The organism is Streptomyces albidicamelliae, from assembly GCF_025642175.1.
Classification (GTDB): domain Bacteria; phylum Actinomycetota; class Actinomycetes; order Streptomycetales; family Streptomycetaceae; genus Streptomyces; species Streptomyces albidocamelliae.
The window spans coordinates 4,155,897-4,174,172 of record NZ_CP106795.1 but is presented as its reverse complement, the minus strand read 5'-3'; the positions used below and the strand labels follow the sequence as shown (position 1 = coordinate 4,174,172).

At 74.2% G+C, this 18,276-nt stretch carries 11 protein-coding genes, 2 tRNA genes and 1 pseudogene; 10 read left to right on the top strand and 4 right to left on the bottom strand.

The genetic code is table 11. The features are described from left to right. The first annotated feature begins 106 nt into the window (after positions 1 to 106). Positions 107 to 1,750, top strand: coding sequence for a long-chain fatty acid--CoA ligase (locus tag N8I86_RS19250; RefSeq protein WP_263280124.1), 1,644 nt, complete (start codon positions 107 to 109; stop codon positions 1,748 to 1,750). A gap of 523 nt (positions 1,751 to 2,273) precedes the next feature. Here the strand turns inward: N8I86_RS19250 and N8I86_RS19245 are convergent. The 3 genes and pseudogenes from N8I86_RS19245 to N8I86_RS19235 all read right to left on the bottom strand — a co-directional run bounded on the left by N8I86_RS19245 (position 2,274) and on the right by N8I86_RS19235 (position 7,855). After that, on the bottom strand, positions 2,274 to 2,441 hold the full coding sequence (locus tag N8I86_RS19245) for a hypothetical protein (RefSeq protein WP_263278305.1): 168 nt from the start codon (positions 2,439 to 2,441) through the stop codon (positions 2,274 to 2,276). 17 nt (positions 2,442 to 2,458) lie between these two features. Continuing rightward, positions 2,459 to 7,046 (bottom strand): annotated as a pseudogene (locus tag N8I86_RS19240) (PAS domain-containing protein). Positions 7,047 to 7,354: 308 nt separating this feature from the next. Beyond that, the gene (locus N8I86_RS19235; protein ID WP_073887094.1) at positions 7,355 to 7,855 is read right to left on the bottom strand and encodes an SSI family serine proteinase inhibitor; all 501 of its coding nucleotides are present in this window, start codon (positions 7,853 to 7,855) and stop codon (positions 7,355 to 7,357) included. A gap of 219 nt (positions 7,856 to 8,074) precedes the next feature. Here N8I86_RS19235 and N8I86_RS19230 point away from each other — a divergent pair. Together N8I86_RS19230 and N8I86_RS19225 are read left to right on the top strand one after the other, a co-directional pair. After that, positions 8,075 to 8,165: transfer RNA gene (locus N8I86_RS19230), tRNA-Ser, on the top strand. 196 nt (positions 8,166 to 8,361) lie between these two features. Continuing rightward, positions 8,362 to 8,434, top strand: a tRNA-Arg gene (locus N8I86_RS19225). A 148-nt stretch (positions 8,435 to 8,582) separates the two neighbouring features. On the opposite strand, the gene N8I86_RS19220 is transcribed toward N8I86_RS19225, so the two are convergent. Further along, positions 8,583 to 9,074 carry a MarR family transcriptional regulator gene (locus N8I86_RS19220; RefSeq protein WP_073887092.1) on the bottom strand — a complete coding sequence of 164 codons (492 nt, stop codon included), beginning with the start codon at positions 9,072 to 9,074 and terminating at the stop codon, positions 8,583 to 8,585. 84 nt (positions 9,075 to 9,158) lie between these two features. Here N8I86_RS19220 and N8I86_RS19215 point away from each other — a divergent pair, with 84 nt between their 5' ends. The 7 genes from N8I86_RS19215 to N8I86_RS19185 all read left to right on the top strand — a co-directional run bounded on the left by N8I86_RS19215 (position 9,159) and on the right by N8I86_RS19185 (position 18,209). Then, positions 9,159 to 9,530: an HGxxPAAW family protein gene (locus N8I86_RS19215; RefSeq protein ID WP_073887072.1), complete on the top strand. Its 372-nt coding sequence runs from the start codon at positions 9,159 to 9,161 to the stop codon at positions 9,528 to 9,530. Positions 9,531 to 9,630: 100 nt separating this feature from the next. After that, entirely contained in the window at positions 9,631 to 10,509 is an 879-nt protein-coding gene (locus N8I86_RS19210; RefSeq protein ID WP_263278304.1) for a DUF2797 domain-containing protein, read from the top strand. A 100-nt stretch (positions 10,510 to 10,609) separates the two neighbouring features. Continuing rightward, entirely contained in the window at positions 10,610 to 11,350 is a 741-nt protein-coding gene (locus N8I86_RS19205; RefSeq protein ID WP_176985666.1) for a response regulator transcription factor, read from the top strand. After that, the gene (locus N8I86_RS19200; RefSeq protein ID WP_263278303.1) at positions 11,347 to 12,981 is read left to right on the top strand and encodes a sensor histidine kinase; all 1,635 of its coding nucleotides are present in this window, start codon (positions 11,347 to 11,349) and stop codon (positions 12,979 to 12,981) included. Before N8I86_RS19205 ends, N8I86_RS19200 begins: the two co-directional genes overlap by 4 nt. Before the next feature lie 14 nt (positions 12,982 to 12,995). After that, positions 12,996 to 14,513, top strand: a complete 1,518-nt coding sequence (locus N8I86_RS19195) for a bifunctional glycosyltransferase family 2/GtrA family protein (protein ID WP_263278302.1) — start codon at positions 12,996 to 12,998, stop codon at positions 14,511 to 14,513. Further along, a complete protein-coding gene (locus N8I86_RS19190; protein WP_263278301.1) occupies positions 14,510 to 16,729 on the top strand; it encodes an ArnT family glycosyltransferase in 2,220 nt (739 codons plus the stop codon). The genes N8I86_RS19195 and N8I86_RS19190 overlap by 4 nt, the downstream gene beginning before the upstream one ends. A 49-nt stretch (positions 16,730 to 16,778) precedes the next feature. Then, positions 16,779 to 18,209, top strand: a complete 1,431-nt coding sequence (locus N8I86_RS19185) for an MFS transporter (protein WP_263278300.1) — start codon at positions 16,779 to 16,781, stop codon at positions 18,207 to 18,209. Positions 18,210 to 18,276 lie beyond the last annotated feature (67 nt).

The following is an 18,276-nucleotide window of genomic DNA, read 5'->3' as shown; positions in this document are numbered from 1 at the left end:
ATTTTCCTTCCGCTAGTGACATACCGCGCGGTATGTGCGCAGAATCAGCGCAGCCCTCTACCACCGCGTAGGCAATGTCGCCCGGGAGGACGCCGTGCTGAGCACCATGCAGGACGTACCGCTGACCGTCACCCGCATCCTCACGCACGGGGTGCTGGTGCACGGACGGTCCCAGATCACCACCTGGACCGGGGAGGACGAGCCGCAGCGGCGCAGCTTCGCCGAGGCCGGGGCGCGTGCGGTGCAGCTGGCCAACGCCCTGCGGGACGAGCTCGGCGTCAGCGGGGACGACCGGGTCGCCACGCTGATGTGGAACAACGCCGAGCACGTCGAGGCCTACTTCGCGATCCCCTCCATGGGCGCGGTCCTGCACACCCTGAACCTGCGGCTGCCGGCCGAGCAGCTGGTGTGGATCGTCAACCACGCCGCGGACCGGGTCGTCATCGTCAACGGCTCGCTGATCCCGCTGCTCGCCCCGCTGCTGTCGAAGCTCCCGACCGTCGAGCACGTCGTCGTCTCGGGGCCCGGTGACCGCGCCCCGCTGGACGGCACGCACGTCCGGGTCCACGAGTACGAGGAACTGATCGCCGGCCGGCCCACCAGCTACGACTGGCCGGAGCTGGACGAACGCCAGGCCGCCGCCATGTGCTACACCTCCGGCACCACCGGCGATCCCAAGGGCGTGGTCTACAGCCACCGTTCGATCTACCTGCACTCCATGCAGGTCAACATGACCCAGTCGATGGGGCTGACCGACCAGGACACCTCGCTGGTCGTGGTGCCGCAGTTCCACGTCAACGCCTGGGGCCTGCCGCACGCCACGTTCATGACCGGTGTCAACATGCTGATGCCCGACCGTTTCCTGCAGCCCGCGCCGCTCGCCGAGATGATCGAGCGGGAGAGGCCGACCCACGCGGCGGCCGTCCCGACCATCTGGCAGGGCCTGCTCGCCGAGCTGCACGCGAAGCCGCGCGACGTCTCCTCCCTCACCCAGGTCACCATCGGCGGCTCGGCCTGCCCGCCCTCCCTCATGGAGGCCTTCGACGCGCTCGGCATGCGGGTCTGTCACGCCTGGGGCATGACGGAGACCTCCCCGCTCGGCACGGTGGCCCGGCCCCCGGCCCACGCGGTCGGCACGGACGAGGAGCTCTCCTACCGCCTCACCCAGGGCCGCTTCCCGGCCGGTGTCGAGGCCCGCCTCACCGGTCCCGGCGGCGAGCGCCTGCCCTGGGACGGCGAGTCGGCCGGCGAACTCGAGGTCCGCGGGCCGTGGATCGCGGGCGCCTACTACAACGGCCCCGACGCCGAACCGCTGCGCCCCGCCGACAAGTTCAGTGAGGACGGCTGGCTGAAGACCGGTGACGTCGGCACCATCTCCGCCGACGGCTTCCTCACCCTCACCGACCGCGCCAAGGACGTCATCAAGTCCGGCGGCGAGTGGATCTCCTCGGTCGAGCTGGAGAACGCGCTGATGTCCCACCCGGACGTGGCCGAGGCCGCCGTGGTCGCCGTGCCCGACGACAAGTGGGGCGAGCGTCCGCTGGCCACGGTCGTCCTCAGGGAGGGCGCCACGGCCGACTTCCGGAGCCTGCGCGTCTTCCTCGCCGAGGAGGCCCGCATCGCCAAGTGGCAGCTGCCCGAGCGCTGGACGCTGGTCCAGGCGGTGCCGAAGACGAGCGTCGGGAAGTTCGACAAGAAGGTGCTCCGCCGCCAGTACGCGGACGGCCAGCTGGACGTCACCAACCTCTGATCACACCCCGAGCCACCGGGCGGCACCCGCTGCCCGGTGGCTCGCGGCGATCTGCACACGGCCACCCGCCAGGACGCTCCCGGGGCGGCGGCCCGCTGCCCCGCGCCGCCCCCGAGGGCATCCGCGGCATCCGCACGGCTCCCGCCGCTGCCCCGAAAGCCCTGCGACTGCGGGAGGCGCCCGCCCCGCCCGACCGTCGTGCCGGATGCCCGGCACGCGGTCCGGCCCGGAGCCCGCACGGCTCACTCACCGCTTGATCGGCCAGCGCGCGGCCGATCGCCCGTCCCGGCCCGCCGTCTTGGCGGGCGCCCCGGACGATGCGGCGGTCCAGCCGACGGCCCGAACGCCGCATCCCGCCGACCGATCGCCGGGACTGCCCCCGCCGGCTCAGATCGCGCCGACGGCTCATCACGAGGCCGGACGTCCGCCCCCGGTCACCGCGGGGCCGGGTGTTCGCCCCCGGTCAGCGCGAAGCCGGGCGGCGGCCGCTCCCCAGGGCCGTGCTCGCCCAGTCCAGGGTCAGTCATGCTCCTGCCACGGCGCAGACTCCTGTCCAGCCCCAGTGGCCGAAGGCCGGGGCGCCGCCGGCGAAACCGGCGACAACGTAGGCGAACAGGGCCACCAGGACGTGTCCGCCGAGCCGGAACAGCGGTACGGCGACGGCCGCGCCGACCCGGCCGCCGGCCCGCACCGGCGCCCGGGAGGCGGCTAGTTGGTCCCGATCCGTGCGAGCAGGTCGACGATCCGGTCCTGCACCTCGGCGCTGGTGGACCGCTCCGCGAGGAACAGCACCGTCTCGCCCGAGGCCAGCCGGGGCAGGTCGGCCTGGTCGACGGCGGCGGTGTAGACGACCAGCGGCGTGCGGTTGAGTTGGCCGTTCGCACGCAGCCAGTCGATGATCCCGGTGGCGCCGGTCTGCCGCCGCTGCACCTGCATCAGGTCCATCACCACGAGGTTCGGCCGGAACTGCCCCGCCAGCGTCACCGCGTCGTTGTCGTTCGCGGCCCGCGCCACCTGCATCCCGCGCCGCTCCAGCGTCGAGGTCAGCGCCAGCGCGATCTCCGCGTGCTCCTCGATGAGCAGCACCCGCGGCGGATGCTGCTCGGAGTCCCGCGGCGCGAGCGCCTTCAGCAGCACGGCCGGGTCGGCGCCGTACGCCGCCTCCCGGGTCGCCTGCCCGAGCCCGGCCGTGACCAGCACCGGCACCTCGGCCGCCACGGCGGCCTGGCGCAGCGACTGGAGTGCCGTGCGCGTGATCGGCCCGGTCAGCGGGTCCACGAACAGCGCGGCGGGGAAGGCCGCGATCTGCGCGTCGACCTCCTCGCGGGAGTGCACGATGACGGGCCGGTAGCCGCGGTCGCTCAGCGCCTGCTGGGTCGTCACGTCCGGCGCGGGCCACACCAGCAGCCGCCGCGGGTTGTCCAGCGGCTCGGGGGGCAGCTCGTCGTCGAGCGGCTGCGGCCGCGGGGTGTCCGCCACCTCGACGGCACCGCCGGGACCGTCCAGCGGCTCGGGCCCCTCGGCCGAGTTCGGCTCGGGTGCGCCTATGGCGTACGACCGTCCGGCGCCCTCCGTGCCCGGGACGAGCCGGGACTGCCCGGCGAGCGACGGCGGGGAGACGGGCGCCTGGCCGCCGAGCGAGGGCTGCGGCACGGGCACCTGCCCGCCGAGCGAGGGCTGTTCGGCGGCCGGGTGCGGCCGGGCGCCCTGCTCCGGCTGCGGCTCCGGCCGGGTGGCCGGGTCCGGCGGTGTGCCCAGCTTGCGGCGCCGGCCCGAACCGCCCGGGGTGTGCGGGGGCGGGGTGGCCGTGGGCTGCTGCACCTGCGCGGCCTGCCGCGCGAACGGCACGCCCTGTCCCAGCGTGCGGACGCTGATCGCCCTGCCCTGGGTCGAGTTGGGGTCCGCCGAGGCCTCGGCGGGGAGCGGTTGCGCGGCCCGCTGCGGCGGGGTGCCGGTGTGCTCGGCGGGCAGCGCGGTGCCCGCGGCGGGGGTGCCGGCCGGGTTCACCCGCGATACGGGCGTACCCGCGCCGGAGGTGTCACCGGAACCGGGCCACTGCTGGGGCACGGTGGCCGCGGGCGTCCGGCCGGTGGCCGACTCGGCGGGCAGCGGCTGTGCGGCCGGCGGAGCCACCGGGGTACCGGCCGGCGGGGTGCCGGGCTGTGCCGCGGGGGCCTGCTGCGCCTGGGCCGGGGGGCCGGCACGGACTGGCCGGCGGTGCCCTGCGCGGGAACAGAGGGCTCGGCGACGGCCACCTGCCGGCCGGGCACGTCGGCAGCGGGCTGGGCGGTGGGCCCGGTGCCGGGCATCGGCTGCGCGGCGACCGGGGCCGGTGCGGGCGTCCGGCCGGCGGGTGCGACCGGGCCCGCCTGGCCGGGGACTGCCGGCGCGACCTGGGCGGGAGCCGCCGGAACGCCCTGGCCGGGGGCGGCCTGGGCGGGCACGACCGGGACGGCCTGGGGCGCGGTGCCCTGGACCGCGGCCGCAGCGGGAGCGACCTGTCCCGGCACGCCCTGTTCGGGCGCGGGCGCCACCGGCTGGGCGTCCTCGGCGGGCTGGGCCACGGCCCGGCGGCGCCGGCCCGTGGGGGCAGTGGTGGGATGCGGCTGCGGCGGGGTGTGGTCCTCGTCCTGGCCGAGCGGTACGGCGTCGTGGCGGCCGTCGTCCCCGGCCGGTGCCCCGACGGACACCGGCGGCTGCGCGGGCACCTGCGCCGGTCCGGGCATTACCCCCGCCACCGGAGCGGGAGCGGCACCGGGCTCCACGGGCACACCGGCGCCGGGACCGTTCACGACGGCGGCACCCGGACCCACCGGCGCCCCGGTGCTCGGGCCGACCGGCACACCGGCACCTGTGCGGTCGGCCGGCACACCGGGACCCACGGGCGTACCCGGAGCCGCGGCGGCCGGGTTCGGCGTCGCACCCCGTCGGGCACGGCGACCGTGCCGACGGACTCCGGTGAGCGGTCCGCGTCGGCCGGGGGCAGCGCGAAGACCGTACGGGCGCCGGCCGCCTCCGCTTCCTGGGCCGCGGCACGCTCGGCCGCGGCGGCCAGCGCGCGCCGGCGCCGTCCGGTCGGCTGCGCGTCCTCGGTCGTGCCGGCCTCCGCGGGCACCGGCTCCGCACCGGCCGCGGGCAGGGCGGGCGGCAGGGCCGCCTGCGGTGCGTCGGCGTCGGGGAGGGCACGGTGGCCCGTCGTGGGCACGGGGACGCCCTGCGGCGGTACGGCACCGCCCAGTCCCGTGTGGGAGGCGGCGGCCCCGGCGGCGTGCTCGGCCGCGGTCACCACGGCACCCTCGGTCACACCCTGGCCGTCACCGGTGCCGCCGGCGATCTCGGCGGGACGCCCGCGACGGCGCCCGGTGCCACCGGACGCGCTCTCCGGGCTCTCGGCGGGAACCGCCACGACCTCGTCGGCGGGCGCACCGGCGCGCCGGCGGCGCCGGCCCGTCGGCGTGGGCGCCTCGGTGTCACCGGCCGCCTCACCGGCGCCCGGCATCTCGCTCTCCAGGAAGGCGTCCGTCGAGGACCGCCTGGCCCGCCGCCTGCCGCCGGCCGAACCGCCCGGCTCGACCGGCGAGGACTCCTGCGGCGCCCGCTCGAGCGCGGCCGGAAGCTGCGCGGCGACCGCACCGGCGCCACCGCCGAGCGGCACCTCCAGCACGTACGCGCTGCCGCTCATGCCCGGCACGTCGTGCGTCTGGAGCACGCCGCCGTGGGCGCGCACGATGCCGCGCACGATCGGCTCGTGCACCGGGTCTCCCCCGGCGTACGGCCCGCGCACCTCGATCCGCGCCACCTCGCCGCGCTGGGCGGCGGCGACCACGACGGTGTTGTCGAGGTAACCGCCCGCCGACAAGGGCGTGTTGCCGGTCGCGTCGACACCCGCCACGTCCGCCACCAGGTGGGCGAGCGCGGTGGCGAGACGCTGCGGGTCGACCTCGGCCTCGATGGGCGGCGCGTGCACCGCGAACTGCACCCGGCCGGGACCGATCAGCTCCACCGCCCCGTCCACACCGGCGGCGACGACCGCGTCCAGCATCACCTTCGTCCGGGTGACGTCGTCGGCGCCCGCGTCCAGCCGCTGGTACCCGAGGACGTTGTCGATCAGGGTCGTGATCCGCGAGTAGCCGGCCGAGAGGTGGTGCAGGACCTGGTTGGCCTCGGGCCACAGCTGTCCGGCGTCGTCGGCGGCCAGGGCGGACAGCTCGCGGCGCAGCTGGTCCAGCGGCCCGCGCAGCGAGTGCCCGAGCAGGGTGAGCAGCTGTTCGTGCCGTCCGGCCAGGGCGTCGAACCGGTCCTTCTCCCGCTCGGCGAGCGCGGCGTACCGCTCCTCGCCCGCCGCCAGCGCCTCCGCGTGCTTCTCGTCGAGTTCCTCCAGCTCGCTGACGTGCTGCTGGCGCAGCGCGGTCAGGTCGGAGGCGTGCTCCTCGGACAGCCGCTCCAGCTCGTCGGCGTGCGCCTTCTCCAGCGCGTCCTTCTCCTCGACGAGGGTGTCGTACGGCCGCCGGTCGGTGAAGGTCATGACGGCGCCGACGAGCTGGTCGCCGTCGCGCACCGGCGCGGTGGTCAGGTCGACCGAGACCTGCTCGTCGCCCTTGGACCACAGCACCTGCCCGCGCACCCGGTGCTTGCGCCCGGAGCGCAGGGTGTCGGCGAGCGGCGACTCGTCGTACGGGAAGGGGGACCCGTCGGCGCGGGAGTGCAGCACGAGGGTGTGCAGCTCCTTGCCGCCCAGTTCGCCCGCCCGGTATCCCAGTATCTGCGCGGCGGCCGGGTTGACGAGCACGATCCGCCCGTCGGTGTCGGTGCCGACGACGCCCTCCGCCGCCGCGCGCAGGATCATCTCGGTCTGCCGCTGGGAGCGGGCCAGCTCCGCCTCGGTGTCGACGGTCCCGGACAGGTCCCGTACGACGAGCATCAGCAGCTCGTCGCCGGTGTAGCCGTAACCGTCGTACGCCTGCTGCCCGTTCTCCAGGTTCGCGCTCGTGACCTCGACCGGGAACTCGCTCCCGTCGGTGCGCCGGGCGATCATCCGCGTCGGCTTGGTCCGTCCGCGCGGGTCCATGTGATCGGGCCGCCGCATCGATCCGGGGATGAGCCTGGAGTCGAACTGCGGGAGCAGATCGAGCAGCCCGCGCCCCACGAGCGCGGTCCCCGGTGCCTCGAACGCCTCCAGCGCGATGGTGTTGGCGTTGACGACGGTGCCGTTGGCGTTGACCAGGACCAACGCGTCCGGCAGCGCGTCGAGTATGGCTGCGAGGCGAGCAGCGCCTCGGGATGGCCTGCTGCTCACGAGACGCTTCCTCCCTGTTACCGCACCTTGCCGACCGCTCGGGCCATCTTGCCAACCGGCCCGCGACGTGTCACGCGAGGGAGTCTAAGCGCACGGGTTGCGGTTGCGACGCCGGATGAGAGGGAGGTCCCACGAGGAAGTGACGGCGAACGCGTGACCGCCCCCTTTGACTTCGCCGTACCTTCGCGGGACCTTTACGTCCCCGTTGATCCCGCGAGGAGCACGCCGTGGCTGGCCACGGCGCCGGTGGAGGGGTCCCCGGGTGCCGTGGACGTCCCCCGCCGGACCTGCGGGCGTGGCCGGGGGGCCTACGCGGAGGGTTGCGCGCCGAGGCGTGGCAGCAGCGGCACCATCCGGTCCCACCGCCCGATCTCGCACCCGTTGCTGCGGTCGTACGAGGCGTCGACCGGGTGTCCGGCCCAGGTGCCGGTGACATGGGCGGTGGCCGGCCCGCCGTAGACCATGGTGCAGGCGCTGCCGGGGTCCACCGGGGCGAACGGGTCCCGGCCCCACCGGGTGTGGGTGTCGAGCACCTGGCAGGCTCCGGCCACGTCCGGGTGACGGCCGGCCCCGGGGTGACAGGACACGTCGTAGGTGCCGTCCCGTCCGGTGCCGGCGTGGCGGACGACGACGGTGAGGTGATCACCGCCGTGGCGGGCGGTCTGCGGGGCCCGGTCCTCGGGCCGGACGGGCGGCGGCGCGGCACCGGCCGCCAGGGCGGGTACGGCGGTGAGCGGGACGAGGGAGGCGGCGGCGGCGAGGGACGACACGAGGACGCGGCGCCCGGCGACCTGCAGAACGGAAACCATGCCCTCTCCAACGCCCCGGCCCGCCGGACGTTGCGCCACTGCCCGGGGGCTCCCGCACCCGGCGGCACCGCCGTGCCCCGCCACCAGGCACGCCCGACGGGGAAGCCCTTTGCCCTGCGGCCCGACTGCCTAGTACCGTGGGGGGCGATTGGTGACACCGCACCCGACTGTGTCATCATCTGCACGCACCGATCGCGCGCTCGCGTGAGCGGTTGTGCTGGAGGCGTCGCCTAGTCCGGTCTATGGCGCCGCACTGCTAATGCGGTTTGGGCCTTAAAGCCCATCGAGGGTTCAAATCCCTCCGCCTCCGCACCGATCCCGAAGCCCCGGTCCTGTGGACCGGGGCTTCGGCGTTCTCGGCCCGCACCCCCCACTGGGCGTTTTCGCAGGTCACAAGGGGTGTGCGGATCGGATTTCACATGACGGCGGCAGTCATGTAATGTTCTTCCTGTCGCCGAGAGCGGGCCGGAAGGGCCGGGAGCGGAGACGGAAAACAGAATAAACAAGCACTCGTAGCTTAACGGATAGAGCATCTGACTACGGATCAGAAGGTTGCAGGTTCGAATCCTGCCGAGTGCACATAGGACCAGAGGCCCCGCGGATCACTCCGCGGGGCCTCTGGCTTTTGCCGTTCGGTCAGCCGGTGTGGCCTTCGTTGCGGCCGGCGCACCCGAAGGCGTCGAGCTCGCTGTGCTCCCGTGTTGAGGGCCAAAGGCGGGGGAGCGGCTCAGCACTCCTCCTCGGGATCGTTCCGGTTCAGCTTCTCCAGGTACTCGTGGGCCAGGGCGGTGGCCCGGGTGAACCAGTCCGTGATGATCGCCAGTTCGTCCGCGGAGTAGTCGGCGAACAGCACCGTCAGGCGCTCGTAGTGGCCCGCGTACACCGCCTCGACGCGGGCGACGGCGGCCGGTACGGCGGCCACGCGCACCCGGCGGCGGTCCGCGGGGTCGGGGCGGCGGGTGACGTATCCGGCGCGTTCCAGGCGGTTCAGGATGCCCGTCACCGCGCCGGTGGTGACGTGGGCGCGGGCCGCGAGATCACCGGCGGTGAGCAGGTTCTCCCCGGCCTCCAGGACGAAGGCGAAGCACGTGAGGTCCGTGACGTTCAGGCCCAGCCGCCGGGCCAGCTCCTGCTGGCCGATCAGGTGGGCGGCGATGAGGTGGTCCATCGCCGACAGCGCCTGGGCCGGGGTGGCGGGCGGTCGGGGCGTGCCGTGCATCTTTCGGAATCCCTTAGTTCGTGAGATATTCGGAGAGCCAAACTTCTTAGTGCGTGAGGGAATCTCTTCCCTGGAGGCGGCTCCATGAGTCTGTACGACGAGGGTCACACGATCGCCGGCTGGACCGGTGTCGGTATCGCCACACTCGGAAGCGCTGTGGCGGGGTGGGGGGTCTGCGCCGCCTCGGTGCCGCTGATCGGTGCGGGGCTGGCGGTGGTGGCGGTGAGCGCCCTGGTGACGTGGTTCCTCCACCTCACCGGCTGGGGCAAGCCGCCGGGCGTACGGCCCCGCGGCGAGTGGGGCATGCGGACCCGCGACACGGAGGCCCGCGCGGGCCACCCGGGCTGCGTGGGCTGCCGCCTCGCGGGCCGCGGACGCCGATCACTGGCCGTGACACCCGCCGCCGCCCCGGCGCCGATCCGCGCCGAATCGGTCCCGCTGTCACCCGTCGAGTGACGGCACCGTCCACGGGGTCGCGGCTCCGGGCCCCGGCCACCCGTAGCCCCGGCGGCCGCTCCCGTCCCGTTGTCAGTACCCGGTCCTACCCTCGTGGGTGATGGCGCGGATGTGGAAGTGCTCGGGGCTGCGGTGGGACGTGGACGGCCCCGTGCTCGTGTGGGACGGCGGGCGGCGCAGTGCGCTGCCCCGGGGGAAGCGGGTCGCCTTCGCGGTGCCGGAGGCGGGCGGGCGGACGTGCACGGGGGCGCGGGGGCACGCCTGTCCGGTGCGGGCCGCCGTGCCGGGGCGGAGTACGGGGGCCCGCTGCGAGGAGTGCGCGCGGCTGGACCGGGCGCACTCCGTGGCCGCCGACACCCTGGCCGACGACCCCCGCCCGTACCGCGTCTACCTGGCCTGGTTCGGTCCCGGCATGGTCAAGGTCGGCATCACCGCCGTCGAGCGCGGCCCGGCCCGGCTGCTGGAGCAGGGTGCCGTCTGTTTCAGCTGGCTCGGCTCCGGCCCGCTGATGGCCGCCCGGCGCACCGAGGAGCTGCTGCGGGCCGCGTTGCGGGTGCCCGACCGGATCCCGTACGCCGAGAAGCGGGCGGTGCGGTCGGCGCTGCCGGTGGCGGAGGCGGACCGCGCCGCCGAGGTGCGGGAGCTGCACGCGCGGGCCACCGCGCTCGCCGGGTGGCCCGAGTCGCTGCGTCCGGCGCCGTGCGAAGTCGTCGATCACGTCCGGGTCTTCGGGCTGGACGGCGTCCCGGCGGCGCTCGGTGAGGTCGTGGAACTGGTGCCGGGCGGGGCGTTGAGCGGTGAGCTGGTCGCCGCCGCCGGTCCCGATCTGCATCTCGCCGTCGGCGCGCGGGGTGTCGTCGTCCTCGATACCCGTCTGATGGCCGGCTGGGAGCTGACGCCCACGGCCGGCCCGGTCGACGGACTCACCCTGCCCGCAAGGGAGTTCAGGCGGAAGCGGGAGCAGGAGGGGCTTTTCTGACGGGCTGCCAGGAGGATCCCGGAGAGACGCCTGGGGTTTCTCAGAAAAATCACAGACGGGGGAAAGCCTCCTCTCAGAGGGCCCCGACATGGTGTGCACCATGACCACGACCTCGCCCCAGGGGCGCACCGAACTGCTGAGGCCGGACGGGAGCCCCGTCCGCGTGCTTGTGGTGGACGACGAGCTGTCGATCACCGAACTGCTGAGCATGGCTCTTCGTTACGAGGGCTGGCAGATCAGGAGCGCGGGGGACGGGCAGGGGGCCGTCCGGACGGCCCGCGAGTTCCGGCCCGACGCCGTGGTGCTCGACATGATGCTGCCGGACATGGACGGACTCGCCGTCCTCGGGCGGCTGCGCCGCGAACTGCCGGACGTACCGGTGCTGTTCCTGACCGCCAAGGACGCGGTGGAGGACCGTATCGCGGGGCTCACCGCCGGCGGCGACGACTACGTCACCAAGCCGTTCAGCCTGGAGGAGGTCGTCGCCCGGCTGCGCGGACTCATCCGCAGGTCCGGCGCCGCCGACCGGCGCTCGGAGTCCGTCCTCGTCGTCGGGGACCTCACCCTCGACGAGGACAGCCACGAGGTCTCGCGGGCCGGCGAGTCCATCCACCTCACCGCCACCGAGTTCGAGCTGCTCCGCTTCCTCATGCGCAACCCGCGGCGCGTGCTCAGCAAGGCGCAGATCCTGGACCGGGTCTGGAGCTACGACTTCGGCGGGCAGGCCAACGTGGTCGAGCTGTACATCTCGTACCTGCGCCGGAAGATCGACGCCGGCCGGGAGCCGATGATCCACACCCGGCGCGGGGCCGGCTACCTGATCAAGTCCGCCGTGTCATGAGCGGGCGACGGCGGACGCGTCCGCGGAAGCGCCGGGCCGGACAGCCGCGCACCCTGCGGACACGGCTCGTCGTCGCCTCCGTCGTGCTGATCGCGGTGGTGTGCGCGGTGATCGGCACGGTGACCACGCTGGCCCTGCGCAGCCATCTGAACGAGCAGCTCAACGGGCAGCTGAACGAGGTGGCCTCGCGCGCCTCGGGCTCCTTCGGGCCCCCGGGGCAGCGGCCGCGCGGCGGTGCCGTACCGGGCGGGCAGTCGTTCGGGAAGCACCCCACCGAGCTCGCCGCGTTCGTCACCGTGGGTCCGCAGCCCCAGGGCACCATCGCGGCCAAGGTCGAGAACGGTGTCATCACCGACGCCAAGCGCGGTGAGAAGTCCGCCAGCGACCTCCAGATGAGCGCCAGGGCGCTGACCGGCGAGCAGCTCGCCGCCCTCCGGTCCGTCCCGCGGGTGGACGGTCAGCAGCACACCGTCGACATTCCCGGGGAGGGCCGGTACCGGGTCGAGTACCGCACGGGCGACAACGGCTCCTTCTACGTCGCCATACCGACGTCCGGCGTCGACAACACCATCGACACCCTGATCCTCGTCGAGGTCAGCGTCACCGCCGCCGGTCTGGTCGCCGCCGGCATCGCCGGGTACGTGCTGGTCGGCGTCGCCACCCGCCCCCTGCGCAGGGTCGCCCACACCGCCACCCGGGTCGCCGAACTCCGCCTGCACACCGGCGAGGTGAACCTCAGCGAGCGCGTCCCCGACTCGGAGTGCGACCCGCACTCCGAGGTCGGCCAGGTCGGCGCCGCGCTGAACCGCATGCTGGACCACGTCCACGGCGCCCTGCACGCCCGCCAGCAGAGCGAGACGCGGGTACGGCAGTTCGTGGCCGACGCCAGCCACGAGCTCAGGACCCCGCTCGCCTCCATCCGCGGCTACGCCGAACTCACCCGGCGCGGACGCGAGCGCGTCGGCCCCGACACCCGGCACGCCCTCGGCCGGATCGAGTCCGAGGCCGGCCGGATGACCCTGCTCGTCGAGGACCTGCTGCTGCTCGCCCGGCTCGACGCCGGCCGGCCGCTCCAGTTCGAGCAGACCGATCTGATCCCGCTGGTCGTCGACACCGTCAGCGACACCCGCGCGGCCGGCATGGACCACAGCTGGCGCCTCGACCTGCCCGACGAGCCGGCCCTGGTCTCGGCGGACGCGGCCCGGGTCCAGCAGGTGCTGGTCAATCTGCTGGGCAACGCCCGCAAGCACACCCCGCCCGGCACCACCGTGATCGCGCGCGTCCAGCGACGCGGCACGTGGATGTGCGTCGACGTCGAGGACAACGGACCGGGGATCCCGGACGAGCTGCTGCCGCACGTCTTCGAGCGGTTCGCGCGGGGCGACTCCGCGCGCTCCAGGGCCACCGGGTCCACCGGGCTCGGACTCGCGATCGTGCAGGCCGTCGCGGCCGCGCACGGCGGTGCCGTGACCGTGGACAGCGTCCCGGGACGCACGGTCTTCACCGTGCACCTGCCCGCGCTCGGCCCCGCCGGGCCCCGGCCGGTGCCCGTGGCGAGGACGACGGACGACCGGGCCCCGCACTCACAGGCACAGCACAGTCCCACCACATGGGCGCGACAGGGCACTTGACGAAAGTCGGTCCCATGCGAACCGACTCTTCTCCCGGCACCCTGCCGGCGCGGGAGCACCTCCCGGCCGCAGACGCCGGAACGCCTGTCCTGGACGTAGTGATCCCCGTCTACAACGAGGAGAAGGACCTCCGGCCGTGCGTCCGCAGACTGCACGAGCACCTCACGCGGACCTTCCCGTACGCCTTCCGCATCACCGTCGCGGACAACGCGTCCACGGACGGCACCCCCCTGGTGGCGGCACGGCTGGCGGCGGAGATCCCGGAGGTCGCCACCTTCCGGCTGGAGCAGAAGGGCCGCGGCCGCGCCCTGAGGACCGTGTGGTCCGCGTCCGAGGCGCCGATCCTCGCCTACATGGACGTCGACCTGTCCACCGACCTCAACGCCCTGCTGCCGCTGGTGGCTCCCCTCATCTCCGGCCACTCGGACCTCGCCATCGGCTCCCGGCTCGCCCGTAGCTCCCGGGTCGTGCGCGGCCCCAAGCGGGAGTTCATCAGCAGGGCCTACAACCTGATCCTGCGCGGCTCCCTCCAGGCCCGTTTCTCCGACGCGCAGTGCGGCTTCAAGGCGATCCGGCGGGACGTGGCGCAGGCGCTGCTGCCGCTGGTGGAGGACACCGGCTGGTTCTTCGACACCGAGATGCTCGTCCTCGCCGAGCGGGCCGGGCTGCGCATCCACGAGGTGCCGGTCGACTGGGTCGACGACCCCGACTCCACCGTGCGCATCGTGCGGACCGCCACCGACGACCTCAAGGGCGTCTGGCGGGTCGGCAAGGCGCTGACCACCGGTTCGCTGTCGCTGGACCGGCTGGCCCGGCCCTTCGGCGACGACCCCAGGGACCGCGAACTGCCCGACGTGCCGCGGGGACTGGCCCGTCAGCTCGTCGGGTTCTGCGTGGTCGGCGGTCTGTCGACGCTGTTCTACCTGGCGCTCTACAGCGTCTTCCGGCAGTTCTCCGGCTCCCAGGTCGCCAACGCGCTCGCCCTGCTGGTCTCGGCGGTGGCCAACACCGCCGCGAACCGACGGCTCACCTTCGGGGTGCGCGGGCGCGGCGGGGCCGTACGGCACCAGGCGCAGGGCCTGGTCGTCTTCGGCATCGGGCTCGCCCTGACCAGCGGCTCCCTGGCCGCCCTCGGCGCGGCCACCGACAGCCCGGCGCACTCCACCGAACTGGCGGTGCTCATCGCCGCCAACCTCGCGGCGACCGTGCTGCGCTTCCTGCTCTTCCGCGCCTGGGTCTTCCCGGACCGGACCGAGTCCGACGGCCCCTCGCCGGTGGTCGCCACCCCGACCGTGGTCGCCGCCTCGCCGGCGGGGGCCGCCTCGCCGGTGGTCGCCGGCCACATCCCTTCCGTACCGGGCCCCGTGCCGGCCGCGCCGCTCCCGCACCGCCCGGTGCCCCACCTGTCGTACGACCCCTACCCGACCACCCAGGTCCGCGCCGGTGAGGCCGCGGACGGCAACCGGAGGGACGCCACGTTGCGGCTGCAGCCGGTGCGCCCCCACGACACAGAGCCGGGGGACCCCCGATGACCACCCACTACGACCAGCCGGCCGGCGAGCAGGCCGGCGCCACCGCCTGGGGCCCGCCCCCGGCCGCTCCCCCGCGTGCTCCGGAGGCCGGCGAGCCCGGACGGCCCTTCGCCCGCCGGCTGTGGCGCGGCCGGCCCGAGGACCCGCGCTGGGCGCGCCCCGCCTTCCTCGGGCTGCTGGCCACCACCCTCCTGCTGTACCTGTACGACCTGAGCGCCTCCGGTTACGCCAACTCCTTCTACTCGGCGGCCGTGCAGGCGGGCAGCAGGTCCTGGAAGGCGTTCTTCTTCGGCTCGCTGGACGCGGGCAACGCCATCACCGTCGACAAGCCCCCGGCCTCGCTGTGGCCGATGGAGCTGTCGGTGCGGGTCTTCGGCCTGCACTCGTGGGCGATCCTCGCGCCCGAGGTGCTGATGGGGGTGGCGACGGTCGCCGTCGTGTACGGCGGGGTGCGCCGCCGCTTCGGCCCGGTGCCCGGTCTGATCGCGGGCGCGGTACTCGCGCTCACCCCGGTGGCGGCGCTGATGTTCCGGTTCAACAACCCGGACGCCATGCTGGCGCTGCTGATGGCCGTGGCCTGCTACCTGGTGGTGCGGGCGGTCGAGGACGGCCGGACGAAGTGGCTGGTGTGGGCGGGTGCCGCGATCGGTTTCGCGTTCCTCGCCAAGACGCTCCAGGCGTTCCTGATCCTGCCGCCGCTCGCGCTCGTGTACGCGGTCTGCGCGCCGGTGCCGCTGAAGAGGCGTTTCGGGCAGCTGGCCGCCGCGACGCTCGCGCTGGTCGTGTCCGGCGGCTGGTGGGTCGCGGTCGTGGAGCTGTGGCCGGCCTCCTCCCGCCCGTACGTCGGCGGTTCCCAGAACAACAGCTTCCTGGAGCTGACCTTCGGTTACAACGGACTCGGCCGGCTGAACGGCGAGGAGACCGGCAGCGTCGGCGGCGGTGGCGGCACCGGCATGTGGGGCGAGACCGGCTGGGACCGCATGTTCGGCTCCGAGGTCGGCGGCCAGATCTCCTGGCTGCTGCCTGCCGCGCTGATCCTGCTGGCCGCGGGTCTCGTGGCCACCGGGAAGCGGAAGCGGACGTCGGTCACCCGTGCCTCGTTCCTCGTCTGGGGCGGCTCCCTGCTGATGACCACGGCCGTCTTCAGCTACATGGCGGGCATCTTCCACCAGTACTACACCGTGGCCCTCGCCCCCTACCTCGCGGCCGTGACCGGCATGGGTGCCGGGCTGCTGTGGGAGAAGCGGCGGGAGACGTGGGCGTCGATCACCCTCGCCGCCTCCGTGGTCGCGGCGGCGGCCTGGGGATACGTGCTGCTCGACCGCACCTCCGACTACCTGCCCTGGCTGAAGTGGCTGGTGCTGGTCGGCGGTCTGGCCGCCGCGCTCGGTCTGATCTTCGCCGGCCGTATCCCGCGGCGGCTCGCCCTCGGGGCGGCGGCGGTGGGCCTCGTGGCCGCGCTGGCCGGGCCGACGGCGTACACGCTCAGCACGCTCCAGCAGGGCCACAGCGGCTCGATCGTCACGGCCGGTCCGGCCGGCGCCAGCACGATGGGCGGCCGGGGCGGGGGTCCTGGTGGTGGCGGTATGCGCGGCGGGTTCCCCGGCGGCATGCCGGGCCAGAACCAGCAGAACGGCAACGGCAACGCCAACGGCGGTACGCAGGGCCAGAACCCGCAGGGCCAGAACCCGCAGGGCCAGAACCCGCAGGGCAACGGCTTCCCGGGCGGCGGCATGCCGGGGCAGCAGGGTCAGCCGGGCCAGAACGCCAACGGCTTCCCGGGCGGCGGCGTTCCCGGCGCCGGCCGGACGGGCGAGGGCGGCATGGGCGGCGGCGGTGGCGCCGGCGGCCTGCTGAACGGCGCGAGCGTGTCCGCCGCGGCCAAGAAGCTGCTGGAGACGAACGCGTCCGACTACACCTGGGTGGCCGCGTCCGTCGGCTCGCAGAACGCGGCGAGCTACCAGCTCGCCACCGGGGACCCGGTGATGGCCATCGGCGGCTTCAACGGCACCGACCCGTCGCCGACCCTGGCCCAGTTCAAGAAGTACGTGGCGGACGGGCGGATCCACTACTTCATCGCCGGCGGCGGCATGGGCGGCGGCGGGAACAGCGGCACGTCCTCGCAGATCAGCTCCTGGGTGCAGAGCAACTTCAAGAAGGTGACGGCGGGTTCGGCGACCTTCTACGACCTCACGCGCGCGACGACGTCCGGCTGACCGGAAACTACGTTGTACACCGTATAGCGCTCGCTATACGGTGTACAACATGTCCGCTCCCCAAGGCCGCCCCGGCCCGACCGTCCCAACGGGCCCAGCCGGCCCGCCCGGTCATCCCCAGCGCTGGCTGATCCTCGGCGTCATCTGCCTCGCGCAGCTCACCGTGCTGCTCGACAACACCGTCCTGAACGTCGCCATCCCGTCGCTGACCCGCGAACTGCACGCGGCGACCTCCGACATCCAGTGGATGATCAACGCCTACTCGCTGGTCCAGTCCGGGCTGCTGCTCACCGCGGGCAGCGCGGCCGACCGCTACGGCCGCAAGAAGATGCTGATCGCCGGGCTCGCCCTGTTCGGGATCGGTTCCCTGGTGGCGGGCCTGGCCGACTCGACGCCCCAGCTGATCGCCGCCCGGGCCGGCATGGGCGTCGGCGGCGCGCTGCTGCTGACCACCACCCTGGCCGTGGCCATGCAGATCTTCGCGCCCGAGGAGCAGCCGAAGGCGATCGGCATCTGGAGCGCCGTCAACGCCCTGGGCTTCGCGGGCGGCCCGCTGATCGGCGGCTTCGTGCTCGACCACTTCTGGTGGGGCGCGATCTTCCTGATCAACCTCCCGGTGGCGGGGCTCGCTCTGGTGGCGGTGGTGGCCCTCGTCCCCGAGTCGAAGGCACCCCGCGGCGACCGCCCGGACCTGCTCGGGGCGCTGCTGTCCACCATCGGCATGGCCGCGCTCGTGTACGCGATCATCTCCGGGCCCGGTCACGGCTGGACCTCGGCACGCGTGCTCGGCGCCGCGACCGTCGCCGTGCCGGCGCTGGGTGCCTTCGCCTGGTGGGAGAACAGGACCGACGAGCCCATGCTCGACCTCCGCTTCTTCGCCGACCGGCGGTTCACGGGCGCGGTGGCCGGGGCCGTGCTCATCACCTTCGGCATGGGCGGCGCGCTCTTCCTGCTGACCCAGCACCTGCAGTCGGTGCTGGGGTACGGGCCGTTGGAGGCCGGTCTGCGGACGGCTCCGCTGGCGCTGACGGTGGTGGCGCTCAACTTCACCGGCATCGCCGCGAAGTGGTCGGCCCGGCTGGGCACGCCGGGGTCGATCGCGCTCGGCATGGTGCTGATGTCGGCGGGTCTGGTGGCCATCGCCGAGATCGACACCGGCGGCTACGCCGGCACGCTGGCCGGACTGCTGCTGATCGGCGCGGGGTGCGCGGTCGCCAACCCGGCCATGGCGCACGCCATCATGAGCGCGATACCCCCGGAGCGGGCCGGGGTGGGGGCGGGCATCAACGGGACGCTCGCCGAGTTCGGCAACGGCCTCGGTGTGGCCGTGCTCGGTGCCGTGCTCAGTTCGTCCGTGGCCTCGGGGGAGTCCCTCTCGGAGGGTCTCGGGGCCGGGCAGCTGGTCGGCGCCGTCGCCGTCCTGGCCGGCGGTTTCGTGGCGGCGGGACTGTTGCGGCGGGCGGAGCGGGTGTCCGCCTGACGGCTGCGGGGGACAGGTAGGGGTGCGGCCCCGCGCGCCTAGGGTGGGGACGGTCGTCGGAATCGAG